A 15582-nucleotide genomic window follows, 5' to 3' on the forward strand; every position below is an offset into this window, starting at 1 on the left:
CGAAGCCGACAGATAGGCGCTTTCGCAGGCGCTGAGCCTACGCTCTGACTCGGCCCTTCCGGCGACGCGCGGCGTTGAGCATGCGGACGCCCCCATAGCGAGGGCGAGGATCGTGGCTATGGCACAGGCACGTCTGGTAAGCGGTGAAGCCGAACGATGAAACGGGTGACGTGTCTGCATGAATCATTACACTAATAGTTGACTGTGACCATTGGGCCAAGCGCTCGGAATAACTTCATATAGGAGGTCTTGAAGATGGAACTGGACCTGGCAGGAATGCACCAGCTCGCAGCTGGTCAGGGAATCGATCCCGAGACGCTGGACGCCGCTCTTTCGGAAGCATTGCGACTGGCATATCTGAAAACCCCGCATGCGGCGAAGCATGCTCGTATCGAGCTTGATCCGCGTGCCGGAAGCTTTACCGTATGGGCCCAGGATGAGATTCCGGGCGAACCGACCGAGGAAGATCCGCATCCCGCGCCCACATTGGGCGAGGAGTACGATGACACCCCGCACGATTTCGGCCGTCTGGCCGCCGCGACCGCGCGTCAGGTAATCAGCCAGCTGTTCCGCAAGGCCGAGGATGACAAGGTGTTCGGCGCGTTCTCCGGTCAGAAAGGCAAGCTGATCACCGGTATCGTGCAGCAGGATGCCAAGGATACCGCCAACGTGCATGTTGCCGTCGGCGATGTCGAAGCCTTGCTTCCGCGCCGTGAGCAGGTGCCGGGCGAACGCTATCGCCATGGCGAGCGTATCCGTGTGTATGTGGTGAATGTGGCCCGCGGCCTGAAGGGACCGGAAATCGTGGTTTCCCGTTCCCATCCGGAGCTGGTGCGCCGCCTGTTCGAACGCGAGGTGCCGGAGCTGGTCTCCGGTGCCGTGTCGATCATGGCCATCGCCCGCGAGGCCGGTGCCCGTACGAAGATCGCCGTGCGCGCCAATACCGAAGGCGTCAATCCGAAGGGTGCCCTGATCGGCCCCGGCGGTGCCCGTGTGCGTGCCGTGATGGAGAATCTCGGTCCGGAAAAGATCGATATCGTCGATTGGTCGGCCGATCCGGCGAAATTCGTCGCCGCCGCGCTGTCGCCGGCCGTGGCGACCGGCGTGCAGGTGATCAGCGAGAAGAACAATACCGCGATCGCCTTCATTCATGATGACCAGTTGTCGTTGGCCATCGGCAAGGAAGGCCAGAACGCTCGTCTGGCCGCCAAGCTGACCGGCTGGAAGATCGGCATCGAATCCGCTGAGGCGCATGCCAAGAAGATGCAGGAATCGGCCGGGGAAAGCGCCGAATAATCATCATTTGAGCATGCTTTGAGCCTGTGGGTGTACAATCCACAGGCTCGAGTATGCTGGACTCGATAGTCCAAAGCATGGGGGTGGAACGCCCTTATGCCGGGAAAAGACGAGGTATCACGAACATGGTTGCACGATGAGACGGAGCAAGCTCGCCGTGAATCAGTAGCGGTCGCGCTGGTATGCGCGGCCCGGGATAGGAGAAATTGAGTGCCGAAAGCACGCGTATATGAACTTGCCAAGGAATTTGGCGTAGACAGCAAAACCGTTTTAAGCAAACTTGAGGCGATGGGCGAATTCGTGAAGTCCGCTTCGTCGACCGTGGAGCCGCCAGTCGCCCGCAAGCTGAGGAGCGCGTTCTCGAACAATGCGTCGGGCAATGCGTCCGAATCCAAGAAACCCGCAGCACCGGTCAAGAAGCCGGCGTCGCCGACCCATACGGCGCCATCCGAGGTCAGGCCGGCCGCGCCGAAGCCCGTTCCGGCGGCCAGGCAGACTCCGAGGGCGGAAGCCCCGAAGCCAGGCAGCCCCTCCGCGCCGAAGCCGGGCCAGCGTTCCGCGCATGCCGGTCGTCCGGGCGATCAGCGTCAGCATGGCAATCGCCAGCAGGGCGGCAATGCGCCGCGTCCGCAATCTTCCGCAGGCATGCGTGGCGGCAAGTCCGCTCCGGTGCCTGGTCCGCACGCACCGCGCAGCAACAATCAGCAGCAGGGCGGTGGCAACAACGCCAAGCCGCATACTCCGGGACCGCGTCCGGGCAACAATCCGTTCAGCCGCAAGCAGGGCATGCATACGCCGACGCCGGGTGACATTCCGCGTCCGCACCCGATGGCGCGTCCGAATGCCAATGGCAACGAAGGTCGTCGTGGCGGTCGTCCCGGTCAGGGCGGCGGCCAGCGCGGTGGCTTCCGCGGTCGTCCGGGACAGGGCACCGGTGCCAAGCCGGGGCAGTGGGGCCAGCATCGTCCGGGTCAGGGCGGCGGCCAGCGTCCGGCAGGTGGCGGCAACCGCTTCGGTGGTAGTGGCAATACCGGCGGCTATCAGGGCAACAGCGCTCCGAGCAGCAGCCCGGCACGCGGCGGCGGCCGCGGTCGCGGAGGCGCCGCAGGCGCATTCGGGCGTCAGGGCGGCAAATCCTCGAAGGCACGTAAGAACCGTCTGGCGAAGCGTCAGGAATTCCAGGAGATGAAGGCCCCGGTCATCGGCGGCGTTCGCATTCCGACCGGTAACGGACAGACCGTCCGTCTGCGTCAGGGCTCGTCCCTGGCCGATCTGGCCGAGAAGATCAACGTCAATCCGGCGGCCCTTGTCACCGTGCTGTTCCATCTTGGCGAAATGGCCACGGCAACGCAGTCCTTGGATGAGTCCACCTTCCAGATCCTCGGCGAGGAAATCGGCTGGGACATCAAGATCGTGTCCGCCGAAGAGGAGGATAAGGAGCTGCTGCAGCAGTTCGACATCGATTTGGATGAAGAGGAACTGCAGGAGGATGAGGATCTGCGGCCTCGCCCGCCGGTCGTCACCGTCATGGGCCACGTCGATCATGGTAAGACCCGACTGCTCGACACCATCCGCAGCACCAACGTCATCGCACGCGAAGCCGGCGGCATCACGCAGCGTATCGGTGCATACCAGGTCACCGTGGATCTTGAGGGTGAACCCCGCAAGATCACGTTCCTCGATACCCCGGGCCACGAAGCCTTCACCGCAATGCGTGCCCGCGGCGCCGAACTGACCGATGTCGCGATTCTCGTGGTCGCGGCCGATGATGGCGTAATGCCGCAGACCGTGGAGGCCATCAACCACGCTCAGGCCGCACATGTGCCGATCGTGGTCGCCGTGAACAAGATCGATAAGCAGGGCGCCAACCCCGACAAGGTGCGCGGCCAGCTCACCGAATACGGTCTGGTGCCGGAGGAGTATGGCGGCAACACCATGTTCGTTGACATCTCCGCCAAGCAGGGCACCAATGTCGACAAGCTGCTCGAAGCCGTGCTGCTCACCGCGGATGCCGAACTCGACCTGCGCGCCAACCCGGATATGGATGCTCGTGGCGCCACCGTGGAAGCCCGACTCGACAAGGGTCGTGGTGCCGTGGCTACCGTGCTGGTACAGTCCGGTACGCTGCATATCGGCGACGCCATCGTGGCGGGAACCTCCTATGGCCGCGTGCGCGCCATGCTTGACGAGAACGGCACCGCCATGAAGGAAGCCACTCCGTCCACTCCGGTGCAGGTGCTTGGTCTGACCTCCGTGCCGACCGCAGGAGACCTGTTCCTGGTCGCCAGCGACGACCGCACCGCACGTCAGATCGCCGAGAAGCGTCAGGCTACCGAGCGTGCCGCTCAGCTGGCCAAGCGCCGTAAGGTCGTTTCGCTCGAGAGCCTCAAGGAGCAGTTCGCCAAGTCCGAGGTCGACATGCTCAACATCGTCATCAAGGGCGATTCCTCCGGTTCCGTCGAGGCGCTGGAAGATTCCTTGATGAAGATCGAGGTCTCCGACGAGGTCGGCATCCAGGTGATCCATCGCGGCGTCGGTGCCATCACCCAGAACGACGTCAACCTGGCTACGGTCGACAAGGCCGTCATCATCGGCTTCAACGTGCGTCCGAACCGTCAGGTGGCGGATCTGGCCGAGCGCGAAGGCGTGGAAATCAAGTACTACTCGATCATCTACAAGGCGATCGAAGACATCGAAGCGTCCCTCAAGGGCATGCTCAAGCCGGAATTCGAAGAGGTCGTCACCTCCCACTCCGAAATCCGCGAGATCTTCCGTTCCTCCAAGTTCGGCAACATCGCCGGCGTCATGGTGCAGGACGGCGAGGTCAAGCGCGGTACGAAGTGCCGTATTCTGCGCAATGGCATCGCCACCGTCAACGACCTTGAGATCTCCTCGCTGCGTCGTTTCAAGGATGATGTCACCTCCGTCAAGGAAGGCTATGAGGCAGGTATCAACCTCGGCTCCTTCAACGACATCGAGATCGGCGACATCATCGAGACCTTCGAAATGCAGGAAGTCGAGCGCAAGTAGTCGAGTCCTTTCGACAGCTTGCCTGACAGGATGAAGGGAACGCCCACAGTCGGATTTCGGCTGCGGGCGTTCCGCAATAGAAATACGAACTTATAAGGAAACCCATGGCAGGAACCAATCCCCGCGCCGCACGCATTGCGGCGCTGATTCAGCGCGTGATCGCGTCTTCGATGGAGGCGCAGCTGCATGACAAGCGACTGTCCAACGTGACCATCACCGAAGTGCGCGTGACCAACGATCTGCAGATCGCCAAGATCTACTGGACCCAGCTCGGCCATGAAGGCCGTGAGCAGGGCGAACGCCGCCGTGCCCAGCAGGCCCTGAACCAGGCCAAGGGACGTCTGCGTTCGCTCGTAGGCTCCAAGGCCGGTCTGCGCCTGACCCCGCAACTTGAGTTCATCTTCGATGAGGTGCCGGGAGAGGCCCATGAGATCGAAGACATCCTCGCCATCGCGCGCAAGCGTGACGAAGAGCTTGCCAAGGCCCGTGAGACTGCGCAGTATGCAGGCGACGCCGACCCGTACAAGCATGATGAGCCGAACGATGACGACGATTTCGATGAAGATGACGACATCGAAGTCGAAGATTGGGACGATGACGACGAAGAAGCCTGAGATTTCCGGCCTGCTCGTCGTGGATAAACCGCAGGGTGTGACCAGTCACGACGTGGTCGCGGCGATACGTGGCGCCCTGCATATGAAGCGTGTCGGGCATGCCGGCACGCTTGACCCGATGGCCACCGGCGTGCTGGTGATCGGCTTCGGCAACGCCACCCGACTGCTCAACTACATCGTGGACCATAGCAAGACCTATCTGGCTACGATCCGACTCGGACAACGCACCGCCACGGATGACGCCGATGGCGAACTGCTGGAACCGTCGGCACCGATTGCAGAAGCCTTTCCATCCCGCGAGACCGTGGAACGGGTCATTGCGGAACGGTTCACCGGGCGTATCGAACAGGTCCCGAACTCCTATTCGGCCATTAAGATCAACGGCCAGCGCGCCTACGATCTGGCCCGTGAAGGCAAGCAGGTCGAACTGAAGGCCCGGCCGGTAACCGTTGAGGAATTCCGCGTTGACGCCGTGCGGTACGGCTATGCGTCAACGAGATTTGCGGATGCGCCGTTGACCGATGCGCAGGACATCGGTGCAGGGGAGCGGTGGCATCCTGTCTCGGCCGCTCCGGATGTGCGGCCGGTCATGGAACTGGACGTTGCGGTGAGTTGCTCCGCAGGTACCTATATCCGTGCGTTGGGGCGCGATTTGGGTGAGGCGCTTGGCCTTGGCGGATACCTGACCATGCTGCGCCGCATTCGCATCGGCGACTTTACCGAAACCATGCCGAACATCGTCACCGCGCACACCGAATCCAAAACCTTCACCAATCGGGAAGGCGCGGAAGTCACACGTAATCGTGCCGTAATCGACGATGCCGAGCATCTGACCGACCGTGCACTCGGCATGGTCGACAGCGCCAAAGCGTCCATGCCCATGCTGCGAATCAGCGATCAGGAGGCGACTGACCTGCGCTTCGGCCGCAGAATCGCCCATGACATCCGTGAGACTACGGCCGCATACGTGCCCGAAACCGGCGATCTGGTGGCCATCATCGAGCGCGCCAAACGAGGCGAAGCCAAGCCGGTGGCCGTATTCGTACAACAACAAGAAGGACAACGATGAAGATAATCACGCTGACGCCAGACGAAAGCGGCATGGTCGACTGGCCCACCTTAAGCAACGACAAGAAGTCCGTACTGACCATCGGCTCCTTCGACGGTATGCATCAGGGCCATCAGGCGGTGATCCGCCGTGTGGTGGAACTGGCCCGGAAGGAACGTTCCTTCTCCGTGGTGGTGTTGTTCGAGCCGCGTCCCGCCATGGTGCATGGCTATGCGGCCAAGCATGACGGTCAGGAACCGCCGGTCGGCATGCTCGACACCCAAGCGCTGACCAGTGTCGATGAGCGGTTGCGCAGCATCAACGCACTCGGCGTGGATTACACGATCATCGTGCACTATACGCTAGAATTCGCGGCGAAATCCTACCGGTTCTTCCTTGGCCAGATGGTCGGCAAGCTCGGCATGCGCGCGCTCGTACTCGGTGCAGACGCGGCTTTGGGAGCCAATCGTGCCGGCGACGTGAAGGCCATCGAGAATCTGGCATTGGCAACCGGCGTATTCCAGCTCGACGTGGTCGACGATCATGGCCCGGGAGAGACACGGGTGCCGGCCAATGCCAAGCCGGTTATGCCGGCCGACCATGGCGAGCCAGCCGACCCGTTGGAAGGCGCCACCAAGGCGGAACGGCGTGCATGGAGCAAGAAGCATCAGGCCAAGGCCGTGCGCGTGTGGAGCTCCACCAACGTGCGGTACCTGCTCGGTCAGGGCCGTATCAAGGATGCGGACGCCATTTTGGGGCATATGCATGCTGTGGAAGGTACCGTGGTGCATGGCGAGGAACGCGGACGCACCATCGGCTTCCCGACTGCGAACCTGAGCCAGGATGTGTTCGGCTATCTGCCGGTTGACGGCGTCTATGCCGGATGGCTGGTCGATTTGGGCAAGGCGGGAGACGAGGCCGGGAAACCTGCGGACGGCATCGCCACCGCATACGATTCCAGCTCCATGGATGCGCGTCTGGCACCGCATTCGCCATATCGTTGGCCAGCCGCAATCTCCATCGGCACCAAGCCGACGTTCAACGAAGCCACCGGTATGCATGAGCGCGTGGTCGAAGCCTACGCCATCACCGACGACTGGCTTGATCTGTATGGTCATCAGGTGCGTGTGGAATTCGCCGGATTCCTGCGTCCGCAGATCAGGTTTGCATCGGCGGACGATCTGGCCGCTGAGCTCAGGCGCAACGTTGAGGAGACGAAGCGCCTCACGGCGTGACGAACGTTAACCATGTCCACGGTCGAACAGGGGCGGACACCCTACGGATGGGTGTCCGCCCTTACGTTCTTTCGACTGGACGGTAACGCCGTCAGCTCCTGAAATGAGAGAAGAACTCTCGGGTTTCGGGATCCTGGGATTCATCCATGACCTGTTGCGGCGTGCCGTTTTCGGCGATGACGCCGTGGCGTAGCAGTACGATGCGGTCGGCAGCATCGTGTGCGAAACTCATCTCGTGCGTGGCCATGAGAATCGTGGTGCCCTGTTCCTTGAGTTCGGCCACCATGTCAAGCACCTCGCCGACCAGCATCGGATCGAGTGCCGAGGTGATTTCATCGAGCAGCAACAGTTCGGGATTCGTCATCAGCGCACGGGCGATGGCCACACGTTGCTGTTGGCCGCCGGACAGCTGATCGGGATAAGCTCCCGCCTTGGCGCGCATGCCGATGCGGTCGAGCAACTCCAGCGCGCGTGCCTCGGCCTTGGCCTTGCTCCAATGATGGACCTTGGTCGCAGCCAATGTGACGTTGTTCATCACCGACATGTGCGGGAATAGGTTGAACTGTTGGAAGACCACGCCGATGCGTGAACGGATCTCATCCTGGCGCACGCGCGGATCGGTGATGTCGGTGTCCGCCAACCAGATCTGGCCGTCATCGACACGCTCCAGCAGATTCACGCATTTCATCAGCGTCGACTTGCCCGAACCGGAAGGACCGAGCACGGCCACGACCTCATGCTGATTGACATCGAAGGAAATGCCCCTGAGCACTTCGTTGCCATTGAAGGATTTGCGGATGCCGTCAAGACGCAGCACCGGGGTGTTGGCATTGCTCATACTGTGCCTCCGCTCAATTCGCGCTTGCGCAGACGTGCCGTATACCAGTCATTCAGCAGGATGAACGGCACGCTCATCAGAATGAACAGCAGGCTCGCCACCACATACGGCGTGAAATTGTAGGTGCTGGCCACTTCGATCTGTGCGGCGCGTACTGCGTCGACGGCACCCAGTACGGAAATCAATCCGACATCCTTCTGCATGGAGATGAAATCGTTCATCAATGCGGGAGCCACCTTGCGCAACGCCTGGGGAATCACGATCATGCGCGTCGTCTGCCCGGCAGTCAAGCCCAGGGAACGGGCCGAAGCGCGTTGCGACGGGTGTACGTCGTTGAAACCGGCGCGCAGCACTTCGGCCACGTATGCGGAATAGCCCATGACCACGGCGATGGTGCCCAGCAGCGACGGATCGATGCGTCCGAAGATGCCCAGGCCGGGAATGCCGAATCCGATGAGGTACAGTACGACGATCATCGGTACGCCGCGCATGATCGTCGTATACAGTGCGGCAAGTACCCGCAGCGGGAACAACACCGGATTGTTGCTGGTGCGCACCAGGGCGATCAGCGTGGCGAAGATGGCTACGCCGATCAGGGCCACGACCAGCACCTTGACGTTCAGCCACAGGCCAGCCAGTACTTCAGGCAATGATGCTGCGAAGTATTCAGGGGAGAAGAACGTCTCCTTGACCCGCGGCCAGCCGGGGGACATCTCCAGTCCGACCACGATGATGGCAGCCAGCACGATGGTGCTGATCAGACTGGTGATGACCGATTTCAGCTGTTGCCGTTTGCGGTATGCGCGTCGGGAAAGCTCAACCTCGCTGGTCTGGTGGCCAGCGAGGTCGTCCGGACGGTTATCCGAAATACTCATGAACGGGATCCTCGTGACGGGGGATTACTTGAGTTCCGTCAGATCGGTGGTGTATTCGGCAAGCCACTCGTCCTGCAGCTTCTGCAGGGTACCGTCCGACTGCAGTTCGTCCACGGCCTTGGAAGCGGCGGAGGTGAGCTTGGAATCCTTCGGCAGCACGATGCCCATGCCGTTCGGATCGGTGGAGCCGGCGATGCGGCCGACGACCTTGGCGTCCTTGACTTGCTCGGACTGCACCATGTACACGCATTCCACGGTGCTGGTCACCAGGGCGTCGATCTGGTTGGCGTCGAGTGCCTGGGCTACGGCCGCGTCATCGTTGAAGGTCTGCACGTCACTCTTGATCTTCTTGGCATACTTGTAACCTTCAGTGCCCACCATCGCGCCGATGGTGGCGTCCTTCAGATCGTCCAGGCTCTTGGCATTGGCGTATTTGCCGTTCTTCTTGACGATGATGGCCTGCGAGTCGTTGTAGTAGCTGCTGGTGAAGTCTACGGCCTTCTTACGCTCATCGGTGACGCCGAACTGCTGGATGTTCATGTCCCAGTCCTTGGCGCCCGGTGCGATGGCGGTGTCGAAAGTGGTGCGGGTCCATACCACGTCGGACTTCTTGAAGCCCATCTTCTCGGCCACGGCGTAGGCCACGGCAGCCTCATAGCCTTCGCCGGATTCCGGCTTGTCATTCATGACCCACGGCTCATAGGCCGGGTCGCCGGTGGCGATGGTCAGCTTGCCCGGATTCACCGTCTGCTGGGTGATGTCGGAGCTGTCGGAACTTGCGGAGGCCGAGCCGGAACCGTTGCCCGAACCGCATGCCGCGGACAGTGCCACTGCTGCGACGGAAACGATCGCCGCCGCGGCACGCATGAGATGCTTACCCGAAAATGCCATGTTCTTCTCTTTCTTCTTGTGGATCGTGGTGCATTGCTTCTCTATGGATGATGCTTGTGATGCCGGGATACGTCATGGTGATGCGCCCACACTATAACGTATCGTGATTTTCGAAATGCGTCGATCGGTATTACGGTATTCGATAACGGATTATTCGAGGGTGAAGCCTTCGAACACGAAACCCGGACTCACCACGCAGGAGACCAGTGCGTCGCCGGAGCCGGGCACGGTGCGTTGCCAGACTCCGGCCGGCACCACCGCGTGTCCGCATACCGCGGCATCATGCCGATCGGAGGCGAGGTCGGAACCCAGCACGATGGTTTCGAGCCGGTCGTCTGCGGCAGGCCCGTCGCCATCGCCGCCCAGCTGAAGCGTCACCGGGGCGGGACCGTGCCACAACCAGATCTCGTCGGCATCGACCTTATGCCAGGCGCTGGCGTCGCCCTGCGGCAACAGGAAATAGATCAACGACGCCAACGGGCGTGCGCTGCCGCCATCGATGTGCGGCGATTGCCAGTCCCGTATGTACCAGCCTCCTTCCGGATGCGCTTCGAGACCAAGTCGTGACACCACCGATCGCGCGTATTCGCTCATATCCTCCAACGCGACGCTCATAGCCGCTCCTTTCCGCCATTCCTGATGATGTTGCCCGTGTTCGTTCGTGACCGGTGTGCGCCTGTGGCCTACCGTTCTTGCCGTATATCGAATATGCCGTCGTTATGCACGACGTTGCCCGAGATGATGGTTGCGCGGTTCGTGCCGGCTCCGTGCCGGACGAAATCCTCCAGCGTCCGTTCGATGGCGTATGGAGAATCGATGCCTACGGGAATGTCGAAGAACGCCAGATCGGCCGTGGCTCCCGCATTGATCTGGCCGATGCGTCCCGCTCCCACATGCATGCCCATCTCTTCGGCACCGCCGATGGTAATCATGCGGATGATGCGGTGGGTCAGATCGTCACGCGTATAGCCCTGTTCGCGTGCCAGATCGTAGATCATGGCCGCATCGTCGAGCACGTCCAGACTTGGCGAGCTTGACAGCGAATCCGTGCCGACGGCCAGCAGGTTGCCTTCTTCCAGATATTCGCGGATCGGAGCGTCCCGGCCGGTCACGGTGATGCGGTTCGAACGTGGGCACAGTGCCACGCCGACGCCACGCTGCCGTAGGATGCGCCGATCTTCCGCATCGGCCCACACGCCATGCGCGATATGCACGTCGGGACCAAGCGAACCCAGCTGGTCGACGAATTGGATGGCGGAGGCGCCTTTGCCGGCGGCCCTGAGCTGCTTGTAGCTGGCCCATTGGCCGTCGCGCCAGTCGGCTGCCGAATACGTGGTGAGCGTGGTGTCGCGCTCGCCGGCCTCCATCGGCGTTTCGGCCAGGTGGATGTGCAGGCGCATGTCCAGTTGCCGGGCGATGTCGGGCAGATCCACGAACGGTCCGGATTCCAAGGTGTATGGTGCATGCGGGCTGATACCGATGCTGGGCAGGCCTTCCTGATGCATGTGCCCGAGGTTGTCGATGAGTTCCGGAATGCCCTCGGATTTCCAGTCGCCGTTATGCCACCCCATGACCTCCCAGTAGGCGATGCCATGCATGCCTTGCGAGGCGAGGGCACCCACGGCCTCGGGGTCGGTCACGATGTCGGCCGCCGCCGTGGTGCCGGATTGGACCATCATGCGTGCGCCCCGATAGGCGGATTCCTTCCATGGGCGAGTTTCCTGCAGTTTGGCATACACCGTGTTGAAACCGATCTCCCAAGCGCGGAAGCGGTCATAGGTGCCACGGCCCACTTCCGCCATGTCGGTGTACTGCAGGTGGGTATGCGCGTTGATCAGGCCGGGGGTGATGATGCCGTTCCAGTGGTGTTCGACGACACGTCCGTTGGTGGCCATGTCGTGTTTCAGCTCGTTGAACACCCATCGGCGGGTGCCCACATGCACCACGCGGCTTCCGGCCACGGCCACGGCACCATCCAACACCACCGGTCCGGTGACGGGAATGACCATCGGTGAACTGTAGACGGTCACCGAGTCGAGCGGTTGCGGATGCGCCGCCAGATGCAGCGGACTGTCGAGGGACATGCCGTTACTCCTTCTCATTCTCCGCGAAGCGGGTGAGTGTCCAATCATACCCGTTGTCGGCCACGGCATGGCTTGCCCGATAGCCTCGCGTACGTAACGCGATATCGGCGATGTGACGGTCGATGTCGCGTCCGAGGCGTTGCAGTCCGGGCTGCAACGTGCCGCGATGCCTGAGCAGATGGGCCACGGCCGATGCCTGCACCGCGAAGCTCAGATCCATGATTTCGATCGGATTGCCGCCTCCGACGGTGTAGTTGACGCCGTCGCCTTCCGAAATCAGACGAATCACCGGGCCATCGGGCACCGCCAGATCGCGGAGCTCTCGCTTATTCTCGGCATGGAATCCGTCAATCTGATCCAATGCGATTTCATTGGCGATGCCGCCGATCACCGACAGCACGGCGTCCGGCTTCATCCGCCGCATATGCTGCAGGGTGATGGTATGGCGCACGCCGGTCGCGGAGACGACGATGTCCGACTCGCCGATCGCCTGATCGATGTCATAGGCGCGGAATCCGTCGAATACGGCCTGCAGGGCGACCACGGGATCGGTGTCGCAGATGGTGACGTTGGCTCCGAGCGCACGCACACGATGGGCGAAGCCCCGTCCGACCGGACCATAGCCGACCACGCTCACATTGCTGCCGGCGAAGCAATCGGATCCGAGTATGCGCTGCAACGTGGTGATGCAGGTTTCGCCGGTGCCATGAGCGTTGTCGAAACCGGTTTTCAGCATGCTGTCGTTGACGGCGATGACGGGAAAGGTGAGCGCCCCGGCATCCTGCATGGCCTGGAATGCGCGGATGCCGCTGGTCGTCTCTTCCGCCACGCCGATGATATGACCCATGAGTTCCGGCCGTTCCATTGCGGCAAGACGGGCGAAGCTCGCACCGTCATCGATGATGATGTTCGGCTGAATCTCATCCAATAAGTCAAGCGCACCCTGATGCGCCTGAGCCGGCGTCCAATCAGGATCGTATGCGACTGGAATGCCTTCTGTGCGTAGCTGTGCCGCCACACGCTCGTCGTTGGCTTCGGAACCGCAGTAGGCGCCCACGATGGCGCCTGCGGCCTTCAGCTGTCGTAGCAGCACGGCGGTCTTCGGCTCAAGAATCAGACAGACCGCGATACGGATGCCGGTGAAATCGACGTCCTTGCGCATCTGACGCATCAATGCGTCAAGTACGAGCATGTGTTCCTGTGCGAATCGCATCGCTTCGGCACCGGTCAGTTCACGCGCGTCGACCACGTCGCCGAGCGGCATGGTCGCGTCGATGGCGTGACCCGTCTGCATTTCGGCGGAATCACGGGAGGGAACCATGCCCCAATCCTGCGCCTGTGCGAGGTCGGCTTGGTCGATGCCGCATGACGCTCCGCCATCATGCCCGATGTAAAGCCGTGTGCCGGCCAATGAACGGTTGGTCTTCTGCGAATATGCTTCAGCCCATGCGCTGAAACGGAACGGTTCCATGGGGTCTCGTTACTCCTTAATCCTTCTGATGGCCGGTATGCAAGGCATGTCTATTTCAGCAGGACGCCGAGCGCGTCCTTAAGCGTATCGGCTTGGACGATGGTGAGTCCGGGGACGGTGACGTGCTTGCGCAACGTCGGCACTACGGCGGTGGTGAAGCCCAGTCGTGCGGCCTCGCGCAACCGGTATTCCAGACGGGGAACCGGACGAACCTGGCCGGTCAGCGAGATTTCGCCGATGGCACAGGTCGTGCGTGCGATCGCCTTGGATTTCGCGGCGCTCGCCAACGCCGCCACAATGGCCAGATCACAGCCAGGCTCCTTGGCGAGACCGCCTGCGATGGTGGAGATGTACAGGTCGTTCGCCAACAGATTGATGCCGCCATGCCGGTACAGTACGGCGACCAACATGGCGATACGGTTGGAATCTACGCCGTTCGCCGCGCGTCGGGGTGTCGGCAGCACGGATTTCGTGACCAATGACTGCACTTCGATCGGCAGACTTCTGTGACCGTCCAGCGTAAACGTCACACAGGTGCCTTCCACCGGAACGGAACCATTCGAGGACAGAAACAGTCCGGAGGGGTCGCTCACCTCTTCGATGCCCTCGCCGCTCATGTCGAAGCAGCCGACCTCGTCGGTAGGGCCGAAGCGGTTCTTCACGGCGCGCAGCATGCGCAGCGCCGTCTGGGCGTCACCTTCGAACTGGCACACCACGTCGACCAGATGTTCCAAGGTACGCGGTCCGGCGATCGAACCGTCCTTCGTGACATGGCCGACCAGCAGTACCGGAACGTCAAGCGTCTTCGCGGTGTCGATCAATGCGCTCGCCACTTCGCGCACTTGGGTGGAGCCGCCGGAGATGCCGTCGACGTCCTGCGAAACGATGGTCTGTGCGGAATCCACGATCGCCAGCGCCGGCCTGACCTGTTCGATCAGGCCCAATACCGTAGCCAGATCGGTGGTGGCGGCCAGCAACATGTTTGGTTCGATCGCATTGATGCGGGAGGCGCGCATGCGCACCTGTGCCTGCGATTCCTCGCCGGAAACATACAGGACGACGTTGCGGTCACGATGATTGGCGACCTCGCGCGCCACATTGCCCGCCGTTTCCAGCAACAGCGTCGATTTGCCGATGCCGGGCTCGCCTGCGATCAGCGTCACCGATCCGGGAACGATGCCGGAGCCCAGCACACGGTCGAATTCCGAAAAGCCGGTGGGGATTCTGGACATGTTTTCCGTGCCGATTTCGGTGATCGGCCTGGCGGCGGAGGAGGGTACCGCGCCCGATTGCGTGCGCGACGTGCGCCCAGGGGCGGCGGTGCGGGAAGCGGCGGAAGGCCGTGCCTCATGAAACTCCTCGATGGTGCCCCACTGGCCGCATTCCGGGCAGCGGCCGTACCACTTCGGTCCACTCCAGCCGCATTCTGAGCACAAAAACTGCACGGAAGTCTTCGCCATAACGTTGACATTACGGAGGTTTTAGGACATTGCGCGTCTTATGGCTGTGAAAGAATTAAGCGTATGTCTAATACGCAAACCTCTTCCTCCCATGGCAAGCTGATCGCCGCCGTCGTGGCGGCCGCCGTGGTCGTGGTGCTCGCTCTGGTCTCCGCGTTCGTCTGGCCGGGCTGGGCGTTGAACAAGAACGATGCGGCGACGTCTTCGCAGTCGTCTTCGCAGAATGCCGAATCGAATGCCAAGCCGACCATCGACGCAGTGGCACTTCCGGACGGCTCGAGCGAACTGCTCAAGGCCATGCCGGACACGGTATTGAATTTCGCCCGCACCAAGGCCGACGCCAGCAATACTTGGAGCGGTGCCTCCCCGGTCGAGGAATACACGTTGACCTATTCGACCGGTGACGCCTCCAAGGACGTCACGCTCGTCGTGGCGCAGTGGACGCAGCAGGATGCCGCGAAAACGCAGTATGACGCCCTTGCCAGCGCCATGACCGGCAAGGAGTTGGGTAGCGGCAACGTGAAGGTCAGCGGCGAGCAGACCGGCAGCTATTCCTTCAAGTCCGACCCGGATGATGAGAACAAGGCAGTGGCGCTATGGCAGAACGACACCGTGGTGTTCCAAGCGACGGGTTCCAAGGAGTCGGTGCAGCGTTTCTATCAGCAGTTCCCGCTGTAGATTCCGGCATGATTCCAGTATGCGAGTGTGCCTGTGCGCATTCGTCCCCGAAGCAGTGTAGT

The 15582-nt window shown here is 61.8% G+C and carries 13 protein-coding genes; 6 read left to right on the top strand and 7 right to left on the bottom strand.

The features are described 5' to 3' along the window. The first annotated feature begins 255 nt into the window (after positions 1–255). The 5 genes from nusA to ribF all read left to right on the top strand — a co-directional run bounded on the left by nusA (position 256) and on the right by ribF (position 7223). Positions 256–1296: a transcription termination factor NusA gene (gene nusA / locus BBDE_RS02260; RefSeq protein WP_003837320.1), complete on the top strand. Its 1041-nt coding sequence runs from the start codon at positions 256–258 to the stop codon at positions 1294–1296. Positions 1297–1506: 210 nt separating this feature from the next. Further along, complete coding sequence (infB, locus tag BBDE_RS02265) at positions 1507–4326, top strand: translation initiation factor IF-2 (RefSeq protein WP_012901885.1); 2820 nt, start codon at positions 1507–1509, stop codon at positions 4324–4326. A 104-nt stretch (positions 4327–4430) separates the two neighbouring features. Then, the gene (gene rbfA / locus BBDE_RS02270; RefSeq protein WP_003837317.1) at positions 4431–4940 is read left to right on the top strand and encodes a 30S ribosome-binding factor RbfA; all 510 of its coding nucleotides are present in this window, start codon (positions 4431–4433) and stop codon (positions 4938–4940) included. Then, positions 4921–6009, top strand: a complete 1089-nt coding sequence (gene truB / locus BBDE_RS02275; protein ID WP_003837315.1) for a tRNA pseudouridine(55) synthase TruB — start codon at positions 4921–4923, stop codon at positions 6007–6009. Before rbfA ends, truB begins: the two co-directional genes overlap by 20 nt. Further along, positions 6006–7223, top strand: a complete 1218-nt coding sequence (gene ribF / locus BBDE_RS02280) for a bifunctional riboflavin kinase/FMN adenylyltransferase (protein ID WP_003837313.1) — start codon at positions 6006–6008, stop codon at positions 7221–7223. Before truB ends, ribF begins: the two co-directional genes overlap by 4 nt. Before the next feature lie 91 nt (positions 7224–7314). On the opposite strand, the gene BBDE_RS02285 is transcribed toward ribF, so the two are convergent. The 7 genes from BBDE_RS02285 to radA form a co-directional block, all read right to left on the bottom strand. Next, the gene (locus tag BBDE_RS02285; protein WP_003837311.1) at positions 7315–8061 is read right to left on the bottom strand and encodes an amino acid ABC transporter ATP-binding protein; all 747 of its coding nucleotides are present in this window, start codon (positions 8059–8061) and stop codon (positions 7315–7317) included. Beyond that, complete coding sequence (locus BBDE_RS02290; protein ID WP_003837309.1) at positions 8058–8936, bottom strand: amino acid ABC transporter permease; 879 nt, start codon at positions 8934–8936, stop codon at positions 8058–8060. The genes BBDE_RS02285 and BBDE_RS02290 overlap by 4 nt, the downstream gene beginning before the upstream one ends. Positions 8937–8960: 24 nt before the next feature. Further along, positions 8961–9827 carry an ABC transporter substrate-binding protein gene (locus BBDE_RS02295; protein WP_003837307.1) on the bottom strand — a complete coding sequence of 289 codons (867 nt, stop codon included), beginning with the start codon at positions 9825–9827 and terminating at the stop codon, positions 8961–8963. A 150-nt stretch (positions 9828–9977) separates the two neighbouring features. Next, positions 9978–10442: a cupin domain-containing protein gene (locus BBDE_RS02300; protein ID WP_003837304.1), complete on the bottom strand. Its 465-nt coding sequence runs from the start codon at positions 10440–10442 to the stop codon at positions 9978–9980. 68 nt (positions 10443–10510) lie between these two features. Continuing rightward, positions 10511–11911, bottom strand: coding sequence for an amidohydrolase family protein (locus BBDE_RS02305; protein WP_003837303.1), 1401 nt, complete (start codon positions 11909–11911; stop codon positions 10511–10513). A 4-nt stretch (positions 11912–11915) separates the two neighbouring features. Then, positions 11916–13382 carry an adenosylhomocysteinase gene (locus BBDE_RS02310; RefSeq protein WP_003837302.1) on the bottom strand — a complete coding sequence of 489 codons (1467 nt, stop codon included), beginning with the start codon at positions 13380–13382 and terminating at the stop codon, positions 11916–11918. A 50-nt stretch (positions 13383–13432) separates the two neighbouring features. Beyond that, complete coding sequence (gene radA / locus BBDE_RS02315; RefSeq protein ID WP_012901886.1) at positions 13433–14842, bottom strand: DNA repair protein RadA; 1410 nt, start codon at positions 14840–14842, stop codon at positions 13433–13435. A 63-nt stretch (positions 14843–14905) separates the two neighbouring features. Here radA and BBDE_RS02320 point away from each other — a divergent pair, with 63 nt between their 5' ends. After that, entirely contained in the window at positions 14906–15520 is a 615-nt protein-coding gene (locus BBDE_RS02320; protein ID WP_003837298.1) for a hypothetical protein, read from the top strand. Positions 15521–15582 lie beyond the last annotated feature (62 nt).

Origin of the sequence: Bifidobacterium dentium JCM 1195 = DSM 20436, assembly GCF_001042595.1 — a bacterium.
GTDB classification, from domain to species: domain Bacteria; phylum Actinomycetota; class Actinomycetes; order Actinomycetales; family Bifidobacteriaceae; genus Bifidobacterium; species Bifidobacterium dentium.